17 protein-coding genes and 1 pseudogene are annotated in these 16,044 nt (G+C 69.2%); 10 read left to right on the top strand and 8 right to left on the bottom strand.

The window, feature by feature from the left end:
- Nucleotides 1-652: MFS transporter (locus tag ASF80_RS19435; protein WP_235559974.1), on the top strand; the 652-nt coding region annotated here is incomplete at its 5' end.
- An 18-nt stretch (nucleotides 653-670) separates the two neighbouring features.
- Here ASF80_RS19435 and ASF80_RS13540 read toward each other — a convergent pair.
- The 4 genes from ASF80_RS13540 to ASF80_RS13525 form a co-directional block, all read right to left on the bottom strand.
- Nucleotides 671-1,066: a hypothetical protein gene (locus tag ASF80_RS13540; protein ID WP_056311538.1), complete on the bottom strand. Its 396-nt coding sequence runs from the start codon at nucleotides 1,064-1,066 to the stop codon at nucleotides 671-673.
- 47 nt (nucleotides 1,067-1,113) lie between these two features.
- Nucleotides 1,114-2,037 carry a serine hydrolase gene (locus tag ASF80_RS13535; RefSeq protein ID WP_056311537.1) on the bottom strand — a complete coding sequence of 308 codons (924 nt, stop codon included), beginning with the start codon at nucleotides 2,035-2,037 and terminating at the stop codon, nucleotides 1,114-1,116.
- 178 nt (nucleotides 2,038-2,215) lie between these two features.
- Nucleotides 2,216-4,180: a M13 family metallopeptidase gene (locus ASF80_RS13530; RefSeq protein ID WP_056311535.1), complete on the bottom strand. Its 1,965-nt coding sequence runs from the start codon at nucleotides 4,178-4,180 to the stop codon at nucleotides 2,216-2,218.
- Nucleotides 4,181-4,222: 42 nt separating this feature from the next.
- Nucleotides 4,223-4,789, bottom strand: coding sequence for a DUF1992 domain-containing protein (locus tag ASF80_RS13525; RefSeq protein WP_056311533.1), 567 nt, complete (start codon nucleotides 4,787-4,789; stop codon nucleotides 4,223-4,225).
- A gap of 89 nt (nucleotides 4,790-4,878) precedes the next feature.
- Here ASF80_RS13525 and ASF80_RS13520 point away from each other — a divergent pair, with 89 nt between their 5' ends.
- Nucleotides 4,879-6,198, top strand: a complete 1,320-nt coding sequence (locus ASF80_RS13520; protein ID WP_056311531.1) for an MATE family efflux transporter — start codon at nucleotides 4,879-4,881, stop codon at nucleotides 6,196-6,198.
- 116 nt (nucleotides 6,199-6,314) lie between these two features.
- Complete coding sequence (locus ASF80_RS18795; RefSeq protein WP_082488386.1) at nucleotides 6,315-6,518, top strand: hypothetical protein; 204 nt, start codon at nucleotides 6,315-6,317, stop codon at nucleotides 6,516-6,518.
- 37 nt (nucleotides 6,519-6,555) lie between these two features.
- Here ASF80_RS18795 and ASF80_RS13515 read toward each other — a convergent pair.
- Nucleotides 6,556-6,935 (bottom strand): VOC family protein (locus tag ASF80_RS13515; RefSeq protein ID WP_268776032.1); only part of this gene is annotated, 380 nt, incomplete at its 3' end.
- 72 nt (nucleotides 6,936-7,007) lie between these two features.
- Entirely contained in the window at nucleotides 7,008-7,667 is a 660-nt protein-coding gene (locus ASF80_RS13510) for a TrmH family RNA methyltransferase (protein WP_056311529.1), read from the bottom strand.
- A gap of 70 nt (nucleotides 7,668-7,737) precedes the next feature.
- On the opposite strand from ASF80_RS13510, the gene ASF80_RS13505 reads away from it, so the two are divergent.
- On the top strand, nucleotides 7,738-9,027 hold the full coding sequence (locus ASF80_RS13505; RefSeq protein WP_056311527.1) for an Nramp family divalent metal transporter: 1,290 nt from the start codon (nucleotides 7,738-7,740) through the stop codon (nucleotides 9,025-9,027).
- Between the two features lie 112 nt (nucleotides 9,028-9,139).
- Here the strand turns inward: ASF80_RS13505 and ASF80_RS13500 are convergent, their stop codons facing one another.
- Nucleotides 9,140-11,701, bottom strand: coding sequence for a rhamnogalacturonan lyase (locus tag ASF80_RS13500; protein WP_056311525.1), 2,562 nt, complete (start codon nucleotides 11,699-11,701; stop codon nucleotides 9,140-9,142).
- Between the two features lie 146 nt (nucleotides 11,702-11,847).
- Here ASF80_RS13500 and ASF80_RS13495 point away from each other — a divergent pair, with 146 nt between their 5' ends.
- From ASF80_RS13495 to ASF80_RS19130, 5 genes are all read left to right on the top strand, one after another.
- Nucleotides 11,848-12,150, top strand: a complete 303-nt coding sequence (locus tag ASF80_RS13495; RefSeq protein WP_056311523.1) for a hypothetical protein — start codon at nucleotides 11,848-11,850, stop codon at nucleotides 12,148-12,150.
- A gap of 48 nt (nucleotides 12,151-12,198) precedes the next feature.
- Nucleotides 12,199-12,831 carry a metal-dependent transcriptional regulator gene (locus tag ASF80_RS13490; protein WP_056311521.1) on the top strand — a complete coding sequence of 211 codons (633 nt, stop codon included), beginning with the start codon at nucleotides 12,199-12,201 and terminating at the stop codon, nucleotides 12,829-12,831.
- 65 nt (nucleotides 12,832-12,896) lie between these two features.
- A complete protein-coding gene (locus tag ASF80_RS13485) occupies nucleotides 12,897-13,706 on the top strand; it encodes an HAD-IIA family hydrolase (RefSeq protein WP_056311519.1) in 810 nt (269 codons plus the stop codon).
- A gap of 1 nt (nucleotide 13,707) precedes the next feature.
- Entirely contained in the window at nucleotides 13,708-14,277 is a 570-nt protein-coding gene (locus tag ASF80_RS13480) for a YdeI/OmpD-associated family protein (protein ID WP_056311517.1), read from the top strand.
- Entirely contained in the window at nucleotides 14,274-14,444 is a 171-nt protein-coding gene (locus ASF80_RS19130) for a hypothetical protein (RefSeq protein ID WP_164481745.1), read from the top strand. The genes ASF80_RS13480 and ASF80_RS19130 overlap by 4 nt, the downstream gene beginning before the upstream one ends.
- A gap of 21 nt (nucleotides 14,445-14,465) precedes the next feature.
- On the opposite strand, the gene ASF80_RS13475 is transcribed toward ASF80_RS19130, so the two are convergent.
- Nucleotides 14,466-15,635 carry an anhydro-N-acetylmuramic acid kinase gene (locus ASF80_RS13475; protein WP_056311515.1) on the bottom strand — a complete coding sequence of 390 codons (1,170 nt, stop codon included), beginning with the start codon at nucleotides 15,633-15,635 and terminating at the stop codon, nucleotides 14,466-14,468.
- A 202-nt stretch (nucleotides 15,636-15,837) separates the two neighbouring features.
- On the opposite strand from ASF80_RS13475, the pseudogene ASF80_RS19430 reads away from it, so the two are divergent.
- Nucleotides 15,838-16,044, top strand: a pseudogene (locus ASF80_RS19430) (hypothetical protein); the annotation flags it as partial.

Here is a 16,044-nt window from a genome sequence, read left to right as displayed (position 1 = left end):
CCTGCGCGTCGCCGCGCGACCTGCCGTGCTGTTCACGAACATCGCCGCGATCGGCATGGGGTTCGCCCTCTTCGCCTCGAACGTGACGTTCCCGCAACTGCTCGAGGGTCCGGCCGCCTCCGGCGCCGGCTTCGGGCTCGACATGGTATCGGCCTCGCTCATCATCATGCCCGCCGGGCTCGTGATGATGGTGATCTCGCCGCTGTCGGGGTGGCTCGAGCGCGCCGTCGGCCCCCGCCCCCTGTTCACGGTCGGCGCCGGGGCGATCGTGCTCGCGTACGTGTTCGTGCTGCTGTGGTCGAGCGAGGTCTGGCACATCCTGGTCGGCAACCTGCTGATCGGCGTCGGCATCGGGTTCACATTCGCCGCCATGCCGATGATCATCATGCGGTCGGTGCCGGCGAACGAGACGGGTGCCTCGAACGGATTGAATGCGCTCTTCCGCTCGGTCGGCACCTCCAGCGCCTCGGCCGTGATGGGCGGAGTGCTCGCGGCCATGAGCGTCGACGTCGGAGGAGTCTCCGTCCCGACCAGGGCCGCGTTCGACGTGTGCTTCTGGCTGGCGATCGCGGCCGGCATCGTCGCGCTGGTGCTGTCGCTCTTCATCCCGCGTCAGCGCGCTGCCGAGCGGCATCCGTCGCTCCCGGGGTAGGCGCCGGGCCGAGCGTGATCAGATCACGCGCGGGTCGGGATCGGCCGCCGTCGGCGGCCGCAACCGTGCAGGGATCGGCCATTCGAGCACGTACTGCTGCACGGGCGGACGGGTGATGTCGCCGAAGTCGTCGACCTTCACCACGATGCGCCCGGGAACGCCGTCTTCATCGGGGGTGACCTCGAAGATGCGCACGCGAAGCGGGCGCTCCGCCTCTCCCTCGAGCATCCACGGATCTGCGAGCCACGCGATGCCCCGCGCCTCGAGAGCAGCCTCGGCGTCGAGCCACTCGGTGGCATCGGAGGCGACGCGGCCGAGCACATCGACGGCCACCCATTCGTCGCCCTCCGGGTGGATCCACCCGAGCAGCTCGCGGTCATCGCGGCGATGCGGGGTCCAGTCGGGGCGGGGCATATCTCCAGGCTAGCGAGCCCGGCAGCGAGCCCGGGGTGCCGGCGAACTCAGTGCGTGTACTCCATGAGCTCGACACCGAGCACGCGGAAGGCGTCGTGGGCGCGCAGCCGATGCGTGATCGACAGGTCGTCGAAGCACACGATCAGCGAGTAGGCGACGCCTGCGCGGGGCCCCGCGAGCACGCCCGCCTCGGCCCGCACGCCGCGGTCGCGCCCGGTCTTGTTGATGAACAGCAGTCCGTGAGCGTCGTGGTCGTGTGCGAACGGGTCGAGCCCCGTCGATGCAGCCACGAGGCTGAGATCCTGATTCAGGCTGAGCCATTCCGACACCTGAGCGCTCACCGAGGCGCCGACCACCTGCGAGTTCACGAGGGCCGAGAAGAGACCGGCAAGCTCCCGCGCGGATCCGACGGCCACCTGAGGCGCGTCATCGGGGCCGCGCTCATCGCGGAACCGGTCGAGCAGTGCCGTGCGGCGAAGCCCCAGGGTCTCGATGCGCTCGCGCACCCGGTCGTGGCCGACCCGCTGCAGCAGTGCGTTGACCGCGATCGGATCTCCGGCCGTCGCCGCGAGAACGGCGAGGTCTTCGAGCGGAAGCGCCGGAGCGTGCAGGTGCCGCCACAGCCCCGAACTCGAGACGGACTCGACGGCGCTGCGTTCGACGATCTCGAGCGGGTCGAGGGTTCCCGCCTCGAACGCCGAGGCGACCTCGATCAGCAGGGGGACGACGCCGAGGCCCGCGATCGGCATCGTGACATGATCGTCGCCCGAGAGCACGTGCACGTGACTGTCGAGATCGACGACGTGCACCGACACCTGCGCGCCGGAATCGGCCAGCTGCTCGAGCGCCTGCAGCGTCGAGGTGAACGAGCGCCGCCCCGCGGCGGCACGACGCGGCAAGCGGCGGCTGGTCCGCTGAGAGCGGCGCAGCGAGGCCAGTGACGGCCCTTCGACAGGCTCGGGAGCACCCACGCGTGATCCTTAAAAGGGGGGTTGGATTGGCGGGATGCTGCAGGGTTCATCCCCCGCAGCATCGATATCGTAACCCCCTCAGGTGAGGATGCCCTACAGACTCCGATGTTTGGTCATCAGATCGTCATGCAGGAGCGAGCGGGGCACCCCGCAACCGGATTCGGCTACGACCGAAGAGTCACCAGATCGTCACGCGCGAGTCCTGCGGCAGCCACAGCGCGTCGGACTCCGCGACGTCGAAGGCCTCGTAGAAGGCGTCGATGTTGCGGACGATCTGGTTGCAGCGGAACTCGTTGGGCGAGTGCGGGTCGATCGTCAGCAGTCGCAGCGTCTCGGCGTCGCGGCTCTTCTGCTGCCACACCTGCGCCCACGACAGCAGCAGCCGCTGCACGCCCGTGTATCCGTCGATGACCGGAGCCTCGGCCCCGTCGAGCGAGAGCTCGTAGGCCTTCAGCGCGATGCCGAGCCCTCCGAGGTCGCCGATGTTCTCACCGATCGTGAGGGCGCCGTTGACATGATGCGCGGCCTCGAGACCCTCGGGAACCAGCGCGTCGTACTGCGCGATGAGAGCTTTGGTGCGCTCCTCGAACGCCGAACGGTCGGCATCCGTCCACCAGTCCTCGAGCTTGCCCGCGCCGTCGTAGCGGCTGCCCTGGTCGTCGAAGCCGTGGCCGATCTCGTGCCCGATGACCGCGCCGATGCCGCCGTAGTTCGCGGCGGCATCGCGGGAGACGTCGAAGAACGGGTACTGCAGGATCGCCGCCGGGAAGACGATCTCGTTCATCGACGGGTTGTAGTACGCGTTGACCATCTGCGGAGGCATGTGCCACTCGTCACGGTCGATCGGCTTTCCGACCTTCGCGACGTTGCGGTCGTGCTCGAAGATCGCCGCTCGCCGCACGTTCCCGAACAGGTCGTCGCGGTCGATGACGAGGCTCGAGTAGTCGCGCCAGACAGTGGGGTGACCGATCTTCGGGGTGAACGAGTCGAGCTTCGCGAGCGCGCGCTCGCGGGTCTCGGCGGTCATCCACTCGAGGTCGGTGATGCTCCGGCGGTACGCCTCGATGAGGTTCGCGACGAGCTCGTCCATCGCGGCCTTCGCCGTCGGCGGGTAGTGGCGCTCGACGTAGACCTTGCCGATCGCCTCGCTCAGCGCGCTCTCGGTGACCGAGACGCCGCGCTTCCAGCGCTCGCGGATCGTGGGGACGCCGGTGAGTTCGGTGCCGTAGAACGAGAAGTTCTCCTGCACGAAGTCGTCGGTGAGGTAGGGAGCTGCGGCGTGCACGACCTGCGCGCGCAGCCACGCCTTCCAGTCGTCGAGACGCTCGGCGACGAGCAGCGTTCCGAGACCCTCGAGGAAGCTCGGCTGGGAGACGACGATCTCGGAGAACGCCTCGGGGTGCTCGGGGGCGACGGCGTCGCGCCACGGCTCGAGGTCGACTCCCGCGAGCTCCTGGAGCTCGGCCCAGGACTTGAGGTTGTACGTGGCGACGGCGTCGCGGCTCTTCACGTTGTCCCAGTGGTGACCGGCGAGCTCGGTCTCGAGCGCGATCGCACGGTCGGCGGTGGCCGCTGCATCGGAGATGCCGGCGAGGGACAGCAGCCGCTCGAGGTGGGCGCGGTAGGCCGCACGCGTCTCGGCGAACGTGTCGAGGCGGAAATAGCTCTCGTCGGGGAGCGAGAGGCCCGACTGCACGACGACGGGGAGGTAGCGCTCGGGGTTGCCCGGGTCGCCGTCGACGTAGAAGCCGATCAGGTGAGCTCGGCCGTCGCGGTCGTAGGCACCGACCGTGCGGAGGAAGGCCGGGACGCCGTCGATCGAGTCGATCTCGGCGAGCGTCTCTGCGAGCGGCGTGACACCGGCTGCGGCGATGCGCTCGGTGTCCATGAAGCTCGCGAACAGGTCGCCGATCTTGCGTGCGAGAGTGCCGTCCGCGGCATCCTGCGACTCTTCGATGATCGCCCTGACGTCTTTCTCGGCCTGTTCGGCGAGCAGGTGGAAGGACCCCCAACGCGCCTTGTCACCCGGGATCTCGGTGCGGGCGAGCCACGCGCCGTTGACGTGACGATAGAGGTCGTCCTGCGGGCGGATGTCGGAGCTGAACTCGGAGGTCTCGAGGCCGGAGGGAAGCACGTCTGTCATGCGAACAGCCTATGCGTCGCTCCGACATTCGGGCGGAATCGGTCACGCCCTGCGGCGGATGCCGAACCGCCGACGCCGCGGCTGCTCCGGCGCCTCCGCGGCGCCCGCGGCGCGTGCGGCGAGTCTCGCCGCCCGCCTGTCGGCCCAGGCCGCGATCTCGGCGTCGATGTCGCGAGGTTCCGTGACGACGGGAGGCCCGCCCTGCAGTTGACGGCGGGCCTCGATGACACGCCTGTTGAAGTCCACGAGCACGTCGCGCACGTCTGCCTCGCGCCCCAGCAGGTCGAGCTGGTCGTCCAGCTCGCGGTCCTCGGTGCGCAGCAGGATGGCCGGCGGGCCGAGTCCCGTGAGGTTCTCCTGCTCGATCTTGCGGCGGATCCACCAGTCCGGGTCGTGGTGCGTGCCGAGTCCTTCGAGGGGCTTGCCCGCACCGGGCAGATCGTCGAAGTCGCCCCGGCGGATCGCGATCTGGATCGCCGTCTCGATGAACGCCGCCCGATCGGTCGCGGCGGCGATCCCCGGAGCGGTGCCGGACTCGGCATCCTCCTCCGAGCTCTCGCTCTGCTGCCGCGCGCGGTATCGCGCCGCGGCCTCGCGCGGATCCGTCATGATGCACCTCCCGTGCCATCCGGGTGCTCCCAGCGTACGACCGGAACGGCGCAGCGAGCACTGTCGGCACCAGCCCATAGGCTCGGAGGATGACCGAGCGCACCCTCAATCGTGAGATCCTGCGCCTCGCCGTCCCCGCCCTCGGTGCGCTGATCGCCGAACCGGCGTTCCTCATCGTCGACGCCGCCCTCGTCGGGCACCTCGGCACCACCCCGCTCGCGGGCCTCGGCATCGCCGGAGCCGTGCTGCAGACGATCGTCGGCCTCATGGTCTTCCTCGCCTACTCGACCACCCCCGCGGTGGCTCGACTCTTCGGCGCCGGACGGCCGGGCGAAGCCGTCTCGGTGGGCATCAACGGCATGTGGCTGGCGCTCGCGATCGGAGCCGTGCTCGCCGCGGCTGGCGCCGCATCCTCCCCGTGGCTCGTGTCGCTGTTCGGCGCGAGCGACGCCGTCGCCACCCAGGCGAACGACTACCTCGTCGTCTCGATGTGGGGCCTTCCCGCCATGCTGATCGTCTTCGCGGCGACCGGGCTGTTGCGCGGGATGCAGGACACCATGACGCCGCTGTGGATCGCAGGGCTCGGTTTCGGCGCGAACGCGCTGCTCAACGTCGTGTTCATCTACGGCCTCGGCTGGGGTATCGCCGGTTCCGCCGCCGGCACCGTCGTCGCTCAGTGGGGAATGGTCGGCGCCTACGTACTGGTGATCCGCCGTCTCGCCGCAAAGCACGATGCCTCGCTGCGCGCGCGCAGAGAGGGCATGGGCAGCACCGCGCGTTCGGGCAGCTGGCTGTTCCTGCGCACGGTGAGCCTGCGGGCAGCTCTCCTCGTGACCGTCGCCGTGGCCACGGGCATCGGCACCGACGAGCTCGCCGGCTGGCAGATCGTGTTCACGATCTTCTCGGCGGCGGCCTTCGCCCTCGATGCCCTGGCGATCGCCGCGCAGGCGCTGATCGGCAAGGAGCTCGGCGCGGGTGACGAACGGCAGGTGCACCGGGTGCTCACGCGCACCGTCGCCTGGGGTGCGTGGTTCGGCGTCGCGGTCGGGGCGCTCATCGCTGCGCTGTCGGGCGTGCTCGGCATCGTGTTCACGGGCGACCCGGCAGTCGCAGCCCTCGTGCAGCCGGCCCTCCTGATCCTGGCGGTCGCCCAGCCGATCGCAGGCGTCGTGTTCGTGCTCGACGGCGTGCTCATGGGTGCGAACGACGCGCGCTATCTCGCGCTCGCGGGCGCGCTCAACCTCCTGCCCTTCCTGCCTGCGCTCTGGATCATCGCCGCGACGGGGGTCGACGGCGCCGCGGGTCTCATCTGGCTCGCCGTCGCGTTCTTCGGCGTCTACCTGCTGGCACGACTCGGCACCCTCGGCTGGCGCGTGCGATCAGGGCGCTGGATCTCAGCCGGCGTCTGAGACTGCACGATCGCCGCAGATCCGGAGTTCTGCACGTATCCCGGAATCTCGCCAACTCGCTCGGTCCAGCCCTGGCATTCTCATCACGAGCGAACGAGAATCGGAGCGTGCTGACCATGAACGAACCGCAGGTGTGGGTGCTGATCGGCGTCTTCGCCGCATCGATGTTCGGCATGATCACTGTCGTGTCGACACTCTTCATCCACGTCGTCAAGGCGGAGATCGGAGGCCTTCGCACCGAGGTTCTCGGCGAGATCCGCGCTCTCGACCGCGACGTGACGGCGCTCTACCGCAACACGTTCGGCATCGACAGAGACTGACCTGTCAGGGGATCAGGCGTTCTCGAGCTCGGCGATNCCCGCCGGCACGACCTGCCAGCTCACGCCGAACCTGTCCTTGCACCAGCCACAGGCCTCGGATTCGGGCACGGCCGAGAGCGCCGCCCAGTATCGGTCGATCTCGGCCTGGTCCTCGCACCCGATCACGAACGAGATGGACTCGTTGAACGCGAACTCGGGCCCGCCGTCGACGCAGCCGAAGGGAGCGCCGTTCAGCGTGAACTCCCCGTTGATCACCTTGCCGGTCATGCCCTGGAAGTGGTCGTCGAGGGACTCCTCGGGGTACAGCACCACCTGGTCGATCGACGAGTTCGGGAACACCGAGACGTAGTACTCCATCGCCTCCTGCGCCCGACCGTCGAACCAGAGGAACGGGCGGATGGGACTGATCTCTGCCATGGCGGCCTCCTCGGATCGGCACTCACGCTACGCCCGTGGCCGAGCCTTGTCGAGGGGAGCATGCGACACCTGTCAGCCCGCGTATCTCCGGCACCACTCGTACATGATCACGGCGGCCGCCGCGCTCGCGTTGATCGACCGCGTCGAGCCGTACTGGGTGATCTCGATGTGCGCGGATGCTGCGGCGAGCGCGGCATCCGAGAGCCCCGGCCCCTCCTGCCCGAACAGCAGCACGCAGGTCTGCGGCAGCTCGGCGCGGTCCACGGGCACGGCGCCGCTGACGTTGTCGACGGCGATGATCGGGATGCCTTCGGCCGCCGCCCACGCCGCGAACGTCTCGACGTCCTCGTGGTGCACGACGTGCTGATACCGGTCGGTGACCATCGCCCCGCGTTTGTTCCAACGACGGCGACCGATGATGTGCACGGTGTCGGCCAGGAACGCGTTGGCGCTGCGCACGATCGAACCGATGTTCATGTCGTGCTGCCAGTTCTCGATCGCGACGTGGAACGGATGCCGCTGCGTGTCGAGGTCGGCGACGATCGCCTCCATCCGCCAGTAGCGGTAGCGATCGATCACATTGCGCGTGTCGCCTGTCGCGAGCAGCTCGGGGTCGTACTGCTCCCCCTCGGGCCAGTCCGACTCGCCCCCGGGCCACGGGCCCACCCCGTATCCGGGCTGCGCCGACGATCCGCCTGTCTCCGCTGCCGCCGCGGGCGCCTGCTCTTCCATCCCGTCAGGCTATCCGCCGTACGACAGACGACATATTTCGGCGTGCCTAAAAATCCGCTACGATTTCGGCATGCCTAAAAATGCCGCGCTCGACGAGGTCGCCCCCGCCATCCGCGCCACCCCGCCCCGCAGCCTGTGGCTGCTCGGGCCCGCACTGGTCGCCGGCGTCGCCTACCTCGACCCGGGCAACGTCGCAAGCAACATGACGGCCGGAGCCCAGTACGGCTACCTGCTGGTCTGGGTCGTCGTCGCCGGAAACGTGATGGCCTGGCTCATCCAGTACCTCTCGGCGAAGCTCGGAGTCGTCACGGGGCAGAGCCTCCCCGAGGTGCTCGGCACGCGACTCACCAGGCCCTGGGCTCGGCGGGCCTACTGGCTGCAGGCCGAGCTCGTCGCGATGGCGACCGACCTGGCCGAGGTCATCGGTGGTGCGGTCGCGCTGTACCTGCTCTTCGACATCCCCCTGCTGCTCGGCGGAGTCATCACCGGGGCCGTGTCGATGATCCTGCTCACAGTGCAGAGCCGACGCGGCGCTCGACCCTTCGAGTTCGTGATCATCGGCCTCATGGTGATCATCACGGTCGGCTTCGTCGCCGGGCTCTTCGTCGCCCCGCCGGACGCTGCGAGCGTGGTCGCAGGGCTCGTGCCCCGCTTCGAGGACACGGGATCGGTGCTGCTCGCGGCATCCATTCTCGGCGCGACCATCATGCCGCACGCGATCTACGCCCACTCGTCGCTGACCCGAGACCGATTCGGCTCGGCGGCAGCGCACGCCGCGACCGAGGCCGCACGCACCGAGACCTCGCGCATCCGCCGCCTGCTCAGCGCCACGCGCTGGGACGTGTCGATCGCCATGCTGATCGCGGGCACCGTGAACCTCGGCATCCTGCTGCTCGCCGCCGCGAACCTCGCCGGCGTCGACGGGACCGACTCGCTCGAGGGCGCCCATGCCGCGCTGGCGGCCGGGCTCGGCCCCGTCGTGGCGACGTTCTTCGCGGTCGGCCTGCTCGCGTCGGGCCTCGCCTCGACCTCGGTCGGCGCCTACGCGGGAGCGGAGATCATGCACGGCCTGCTGCACGTGCGCATCCCACTGCTCGCTCGACGCCTGGTGACGCTGATCCCGGCGCTGGTGATCCTCGGCGTCGGCGTGGACCCCACCCTGGCCCTCGTGCTCAGCCAGGTCGTGCTGTCGTTCGGCATCCCGTTCGCCCTGATCCCGCTCGTCGCGCTCACCGCTCAGCGCCGCACGCTCGGTCCGTGGGTGAACCGGGTATGGACGACGGCGGCGGGCATCGTGGCGTCGGTACTGCTCATCGCCCTGAACGGCGCCCTGCTCTGGCTGGTGCTGACGGGCGCCTGAGGCGGCGCAGAGGCGCATACGCAGGAGCAGCACTCGAGGGACACGACAGAACCGCCCCGAGCCGGCACGGGAAGATTCGGCTCGGGGCGGCGGTCTGTCACCGCACGCGTGCTCAGCGCTTGCGGAGGGTCTCCGTCCACTGCGAGGTCGCGCCGTCGGCGATGCGGTAGCCGGCATCCGGCACAGCGACCACGGTCACCTCTCCGGTGACGCGCACCTTTCCGTTGCGGGCCTCGACCTTCTCGCCGTTCACGTAGTACGTGATGCCTTTCACGTTCGTCGGCACCTTCACCTCGTCGCGCGAAGTTCCCGGCTTGTCGGTGAAGGTCGGGGGCTTGGGCGTCGTCGGCGCCGTCAGCACCGGGACGTTCGCCCAGTCGAGGTCGCTCGCGAAGTAGAACGAGGTGTACGCCGGCTGGTTGTACGTCGTCTGCTGACGAGCGGTCTCGACCCGGTACTGCACGTCGTGCATGAGAGTCGTGAGCTTGTGCGCGGTGGGCTCGGTGGTCGTGTAGAACCGCAGTGCGCTCGAGTCGGCTGTGCGCACGAGCATCTCCTCCCGCCAGTCGCCCAGCACGTCGGCGACGAGCGAGGGATTGCCCTTCGTGCCGTTGTTGGTCAGCGTGCCGGTGGCGGTCAGCACGGTGCCCCGCGTCCAGTCATCGATCGTGGGCGTCTGATCGCCGCTGCCGTTGACGAGCTGGGTGGTCATGTCCCCCGCCCAGCGGATCGACATGTTCGTGCCGGGCGTCTCGGCCTGCAGCACCTCGCCGGTCGCACTCAGCAGACCGCTGCCCTCGGTGCCGCCGGGCATGCTCGACCACACCTCGATGCCCGGCACGTCGGGTCGCACGTCTCCGATCATCGCTCGACCCGTGTCGCGGCCGGAGTAGGCGCCGAAGAGCGACTCCCCGGTCGCGGCGTCGCGCAGCACCGACCCGTACGGCGCACTCGTCGCGCCCTCGTGGGCGGTCCAGATCTCGAGGCCGGGGCGGGCCGGATCGATGTCGGTCACGTGCATCGCGTCTCCGTGACCGAGTCGCACGGTCGCGCCCGGGTCGGCGCTGCCCTCAGGCAGCACGTCGAACGAGCTGTACAGCAGGCTGCCATCGTCGTCGATCGTCGCCGATCCGTAGACGAGCTCCTGCTTTCCGTCGGCATCCACGTCGGCGAAGCTCAGCGAGTGATCGCCCTGCGTCGTGATCGTGCCGAACTCGGGGTCGGTGCCGTCACGGCCGTGCGGGGAGTCGTTGAACGGGTTCGTCATGGGCGCGTGGCCGCTGTCGACGTCCCACCGCTCTGTGAGGCGCTTGCCGTCCCAATCGAACGCGGTGACCGTCGTGCGCGTGTAGTACCCGCGGGCGAAGACGGCCGACGGATGCTGGCCGTCGAGGTATCCGACGCCCGAGAGGAAGCGGTCGACGCGGTTCGCCGGCTCGATGCGGGACATCGCATAGTCGCCCCACAGCAGGCCGTCGTCCCCACGCTCGGTCGGATACGGGATGGTCTGCAGCTCCTTGCCGGTCGCGCTGTCGAAGACCGTGAGGTACTCGGGACCGTCGACGATGAAGCCCTCGAACTCGCGCAGCAGGTTGCGCGCGCTGCGGCTCGGCGCGTACACGTCGATGAACGTGGTCGCCAGTTCCTGCGCGCTCTCCTGCGAGAGGGGGTACTCGTGGGTCACGGGCATGCCCCATGCCTCTTCGAGAGTGGCCGGCCACTGACCGGACACGACCTCGTCGCGCTCGCTCCAGCCGAGGAACATCTCGACCAGGTGCGCCTCGTAGTCGGCGGCGCTGAGGCGGTAGTCGTCGTCGTTCGAGTAGCCGGCCTTGCGGTCGTCCTTGGGGAGCGTGATGTACGACTCGCTCGCCACCGAGCCGTCGGCCGCGAACTGCACCGACTTGGTGCCGGGCGCCGTCTTCAGCATCGTCTCGGATCGCCCGTCGCCGTCGAAGTCGTAGACGAGGAACTGCGTGTAGTGCGCACCGGCGCGGATGTTCACGCCGAGGTCGAGACGGTTCAGCAGGGTGCCGTCGAGCTCGTACGTGTCGAGGTAGACCGGGCCGGTGTAGCCGCGCTGCGAGACGTCCTTCGAGTTCGAGGGGTCCCACTTCACGACGTACTCGTACTGTCCGTCTCCGTCGACGTCGCCGACCGAGACGTCGTTCGCCGAATACGTGTACGCCTCCCCCTTCGGGGTGACGCCGTCGGCGGGCTTCTGGAGCGGCAGGTCGTAGTGCCCCTCGGCCCAGGCGGTGACGGATGCCGAGGCCGATGCCGTCAGCTCGACGCCGTTCACGATCGGGACCACGGAGTACTCCGAGGTCGCAGCTCCGTCGGCATCCGCATAGTTGGTGCTGTCGGTGACGGTCGCCACCCGAGCGCCGTCGCGGTAGACCGCGAAGTCGGGGCCGGCGAGGCCGGTGGCGGTCGTGCCGGTCGCCTCGGTGGCCAGCAGCCGCCAGCTGAGGAAGACGCCGTCAGCGGTCGAGACCGCGACGAGGCCCCGGTCGAGAGCCTCCAGCTGCGGTCCGCCGGATCCGGGGTCATGGCGGCCGGTGACGGGACCGTCTGAGCTGACGGCTCCTGCACTCTGCGCGCCCCCTGCGAGGAGGCAGCCGGCAGCGGCCACCGCCACGACGGCGCGGAACGAATGGTGTCGGATATTCATCGTCGAAATCCTTCTCTGAGCTCGGAGCCCGTTCGGATAGCGTTTTCCCGTGCCCGCTCGAAGCTACCCGCCCCGCCAGTGCCCGTCAAGGAATCCCGGCGGATTGAGACGATTCACAGCTCCCGTCGGCGATTAGGCTCGGAGTCATGTCTGCCGAAACCGCACGCCGCTCCGTCCGCATCCTCACCTGGATCGGAATCGCGACCGGCGTGATCGGCGGACTCCTCGTCGCCTTCCCCACCGTGCTGCCCGTCGGCGGTCCGTGGGTGCAGCTCGCGCTGGGGATCGCGACGCTCGTCCTGGCCTTCCGCGCCCGCAAGATCGGGATCGCCGAGATCGAGGGATTCGACGGGCGGATCTCGCTCTTCGCCGCACTGCTCGGATTCCTCATCGTCTTCTTCGCCGGCCAGGTCGCCTTCGGCATCCTCGTCGACGTCGCCAACCCCTGAGCACTGCGCACCCCTGAGTACTGCGCACCCCTGATCTAGGCTGGACCCGTGGCATCCCCGGCAGCAGACGACTACCTCAAGACCGTCTACGCGCATACCGAGTGGCAGGACGCGCCGATCACCCCCTCGGTGCTCGCGGCGAAGCTCGGCATCGCTCCCTCGTCGGTGACCGAGATGGTGAAGAAGCTCGCGGCCGCCGGACTCGTCTCGCACGTGCCCTACGGAGCGGTGCGGCTGACGGATGCCGGCACGCAGCGCGCCCTGGCGATGGTGCGACGCCACCGACTGATCGAGACCTGGCTCGTGCAGGAGTTCGATTACGGATGGCACGAGGTGCACGACGAGGCCGAGGTGCTCGAGCACACGATCAGCGACCGGCTGCTCGAGGGCATCGATGCACGCCTCGGCCGGCCCCGTTTCGACCCGCACGGCGACGCGATCCCCGACGCGAACGGCGCGGTCGATCGCGAGCCCTTCGTGCTGCTCGCCGATGCGCCGATCGGCCACACCGGCCGGGTGCTGCGCGTCGACGACCGCGACCCCGAGCTGCTGCGGGCGCTGGAAGCGGCCGGCGTCGCGGTCGCCGCGACCGTGACGATCACGGCATCCGGCATCGAGCTCGGCGGCGCGCAGACAACCCTCCCCGAGGGGGCGTCCGGGGTCGTCTGGCTCAGCGCCTGAGCGGTTCCGACTCGTCCGCTCGAACCTGACACCTGCCCGTAACCGCGGGCCAATAGGCTGTGCACATGGCACACCGCGATGACATCGAATGCTGGCTCACCGACATGGACGGCGTGCTCGTCCATGAGAACGACGCCATCCCCGGAGCTGCCGAGCTGCTCGCCGGATGGGAGCAAAACGAGATCCCGTACCTGGTGCTGACGAACAACTCGATCTTCACCGCGCGCGACCTCTCGGCCCGCCTGCGGGCCAGCGGCCTGACCGTGCCCGAGGAGCGCATCTGGACGTCGGCGCTCGCCACCGCAGACTTCCTCGCGCAGCAACTGCCCGGGGGCTCGGCCTTCGTGATCGGCGAGGCCGGCATCCTGACCGCCCTGCACGAGGCGGGGTTCATCATGACCGAGACGAACCCCGATTTCGTGGTCGTCGGCGAGACCCGCAACTACTCGTTCGAGGCGATCACCAAGGCGATCCGCCTCATCATCAGGGGCGCGCGCTTCATCGTCACCAACCCCGATGCCACAGGCCCGTCGGCCGACGGCGTGATGCCGGCGACCGGCGCGATCGCCGCCCTCATCACCAAGGCCACCGGCAAGGAGCCGTACGTCGTCGGCAAGCCGAACCCGATGATGTTCCGCTCGGCGCTCAACAAGATCGGCGCGCACTCGAAGAAGACGGGCATGATCGGCGACCGCATGGACACCGACATCATCGCGGGCATCGAGGCGGGCCTGCACACCGTGCTCGTGATGACGGGGATCAGCGACGAGGCCGAAGTCGAGAAGTACCCGTTCCGCCCCGACGAGATCGTCGACTCGGTCGCTGATCTGCTGCCGACCGTCACCGAGTCGATCCCGACGCTCGACGAGGACTGACATGGGGGCGCTCGACGAAGGAGAGCGATTCGCGGCAGCCGATGCTGCCGTCTGGCGCGCCTGGCTCGAAGAGCATCACGAGCGCACCGCCGGAGTCTGGCTTCTGAGCGTTCGCGGCACCCGCGCGGACGGCGTCGGCTACGAGGATGCCGTGCGCCAGGCGCTGTGCTTCGGGTGGATCGACGGCCCGGTGCGCACCTTCGACGATCAGACCGTCGGGCAGTGGTTCTCACCCCGACGCCGCGGCAGCGGGTGGGCGGCGACGAACAAGGCGCGTCTGGTCGACCTCGAGGCCGCCGGATTGCTCGCCCCGGCCGGCATCCGCGTGCTCGATGCCGCGAAGGCCGACGGGTCCTGGACCGTGCTCGACGGCCCCGAGGCAGGCATCGAGCCCGTCGAGCTGGCCGAGGCGTTGGATGCCGCGCCCGCCGCGCGCGCGAACTGGGATGCGTTCCCGAAGTCGGTCAAGAAATTCGGCCTCACACACATCGCGATGGCGAAGCGCGCAGAGACGCGCTCGGCGCGGATCGCCAAGATCGTGGCGGACGCCGCGGAGGGGAAACGCCCATGAACCAGTCCGATCTGCTCTTCCTGGTGGTCTTCCTGATCCTCCTCAGCACACTGACGGTGTTCGTCGTGCAGTTCTGGCGCTCACGCCGTCGCGGCGGAGGTGACGAGGGCCAAGGCCGAGCCGGTTGGTGGGAAGGCCCCTGGGACGACGACGACCGCAAGCGCTGAGCGCGGCTGGTCTTCGACCGGTCAGCCGAGGGTGAGGCTGCGCACGCGCTCGATCGGCTCCGGCATCCGCAGCGGACCCGTGCCAGGCGTGATCGTGCCGAGGATTCGCGGCTCGCGCGCTCCGGTACCCCCGGGCGTCACCGCGGCCACGCCGTGCATCGTGCACCAGCCGATGAGGGCGAACAGGATCGCCTCCTTGCTGTCGACGGACGCACCGAGCTCGTCGGCGAGCACGACCTCGACATCGGGGAGCGCGGCGCGGAGCCCCTGCATGATGAGCGGGTTGTGGCATCCGCCGCCCGAGACCGCGAGGAAGCGGATGCCCGCAGCCAGGACGTCCTGCGCGACGGTGCGCACTGTCAGCTCGGTGAGGGTGCGCACGAGGTCGGGGACGGAGAGCGCGCGGCCCGAGGAGCCCGTGAGGCGATCGACGTGCGCGCGCACGTAGTCGAGATGGAAGTGCTCCTTGCCGGTGCTCTTGGGGGCTCCGAGGGAGTAGTACGGGTCGGCGAGAAGAGCTGCGAGGAGATTCTCGTCGACGGCGCCGGTGCGCGCGATGGCGGCATCCGCGTCGTACCCGCGATCGTTCAGTCCTTCGGCCACGACGACCGCGTCGACCAGCGCGTTCGCCGGTCCGATGTCATAGGCGGACAGCCCGTCCGGCCCCACCACCGTCATGTTGGCGATGCCGCCGAGGTTCACCGCAGCCGAGACCCCGGCACGGCCGCGAAGCAGCAGCTCGTCGAGGAACGATACGAGCGGTGCTCCGTGTCCGCCCGCGGTGATGTCGCGGATGCGGACGTCGGAGACGACAGGAGCGCCCACCCGCTCGGCGATCCATGCGGGCTGGCCGATCTGCAGGGTGCCGAGCGCGTGCCCCTCGTCGACCCAGTGGAAGACCGTCTGGCCGTGGGTGCACACGGCGTGCACTCCCCCGACCGCAGCGGATGCGGATGCGGCGACCTCGGCGAAGGCCTGGCCGATGAGCGTGTCGAGCTCGCAGACCTCGGCGAACGTCGTGGGCGCGGGCGGCAGCGCAGCGACGAGGCGAGCCCGGAGTTCGGGATCGTACGCAACACTGTCCTCGTGCAGGACGGTGCCGCGCAGCTCTCCGCCCCTCTCCTCGAAGTCCACGACCGTGACGTCGATGCCGTCGTGTGAGGTGCCCGAGAGCAGTCCGAGTACGCGCATGCGTGTTCCTTCCGTCGCCTGCTACGAGCGTAGAGCCGTTTTGTTAGGGAGGCGAACGGAACGGGTGGATCTCTTCTGCACCGATGATCACCTGGATGAGTAGTCCACTCTGGTCGACGCCGCGCTCGCCATCGCACCGCTCCCTGTCCGTGGCGTACGTAGCATTCTGCGAGACCCCACCCTCCACCCGCAGAATGGGAGCATGTTCGTGTCCGCAGAGCTCATCACGATCGTCCTCAGCGCCGTCGGCCTCCTGCTGACGCAGGGCAGCCTCATGTTCGCGGGCTTCGCCTGGTGCATCCGCCGATCCGACTCCCTCCGCACCGATCTCGTCGGCGTCGAGACGTCGCTCGGTGTGCGTATCGACGGAGTGGAGCAGAGGCTCACGGCACGCATCGACGGAGTCGAG

It is taken from the genome of Microbacterium sp. Leaf159, assembly GCF_001423615.1.
In the GTDB taxonomy this organism is placed as follows: Bacteria; Actinomycetota; Actinomycetes; order Actinomycetales; family Microbacteriaceae; genus Microbacterium.
The sequence above is the reverse complement of the archived record's forward strand: the minus strand, read 5'-3'. Positions and strand labels throughout refer to the sequence as shown.

What these genes read in the sequence shown, in the direction of transcription:
- ASF80_RS13540 (WP_056311538.1), bottom strand. Translation starts at nt 1,066, where the DNA reads ATGCCCCGCCCCGACTGGACCCCGCATCGCCGCGATGACCGCGAGCTG.
- ASF80_RS13530 (WP_056311535.1), bottom strand. Translation starts at nt 4,180, where the DNA reads ATGACAGACGTGCTTCCCTCCGGCCTCGAGACCTCCGAGTTCAGCTCC.
- ASF80_RS13525 (WP_056311533.1), bottom strand. Translation starts at nt 4,789, where the DNA reads ATGACGGATCCGCGCGAGGCCGCGGCGCGATACCGCGCGCGGCAGCAG.
- ASF80_RS13520 (WP_056311531.1), top strand. Translation starts at nt 4,879, where the DNA reads ATGACCGAGCGCACCCTCAATCGTGAGATCCTGCGCCTCGCCGTCCCC.
- ASF80_RS18795 (WP_082488386.1), top strand. Translation starts at nt 6,315, where the DNA reads ATGAACGAACCGCAGGTGTGGGTGCTGATCGGCGTCTTCGCCGCATCG.
- ASF80_RS13510 (WP_056311529.1), bottom strand. Translation starts at nt 7,667, where the DNA reads ATGGAAGAGCAGGCGCCCGCGGCGGCAGCGGAGACAGGCGGATCGTCG.
- ASF80_RS13505 (WP_056311527.1), top strand. Translation starts at nt 7,738, where the DNA reads ATGCCTAAAAATGCCGCGCTCGACGAGGTCGCCCCCGCCATCCGCGCC.
- ASF80_RS13500 (WP_056311525.1), bottom strand. Translation starts at nt 11,701, where the DNA reads ATGAATATCCGACACCATTCGTTCCGCGCCGTCGTGGCGGTGGCCGCT.
- ASF80_RS13495 (WP_056311523.1), top strand. Translation starts at nt 11,848, where the DNA reads ATGTCTGCCGAAACCGCACGCCGCTCCGTCCGCATCCTCACCTGGATC.
- ASF80_RS13485 (WP_056311519.1), top strand. Translation starts at nt 12,897, where the DNA reads ATGGCACACCGCGATGACATCGAATGCTGGCTCACCGACATGGACGGC.
- ASF80_RS13480 (WP_056311517.1), top strand. Translation starts at nt 13,708, where the DNA reads ATGGGGGCGCTCGACGAAGGAGAGCGATTCGCGGCAGCCGATGCTGCC.
- ASF80_RS19130 (WP_164481745.1), top strand. Translation starts at nt 14,274, where the DNA reads ATGAACCAGTCCGATCTGCTCTTCCTGGTGGTCTTCCTGATCCTCCTC.
- ASF80_RS13475 (WP_056311515.1), bottom strand. Translation starts at nt 15,635, where the DNA reads ATGCGCGTACTCGGACTGCTCTCGGGCACCTCACACGACGGCATCGAC.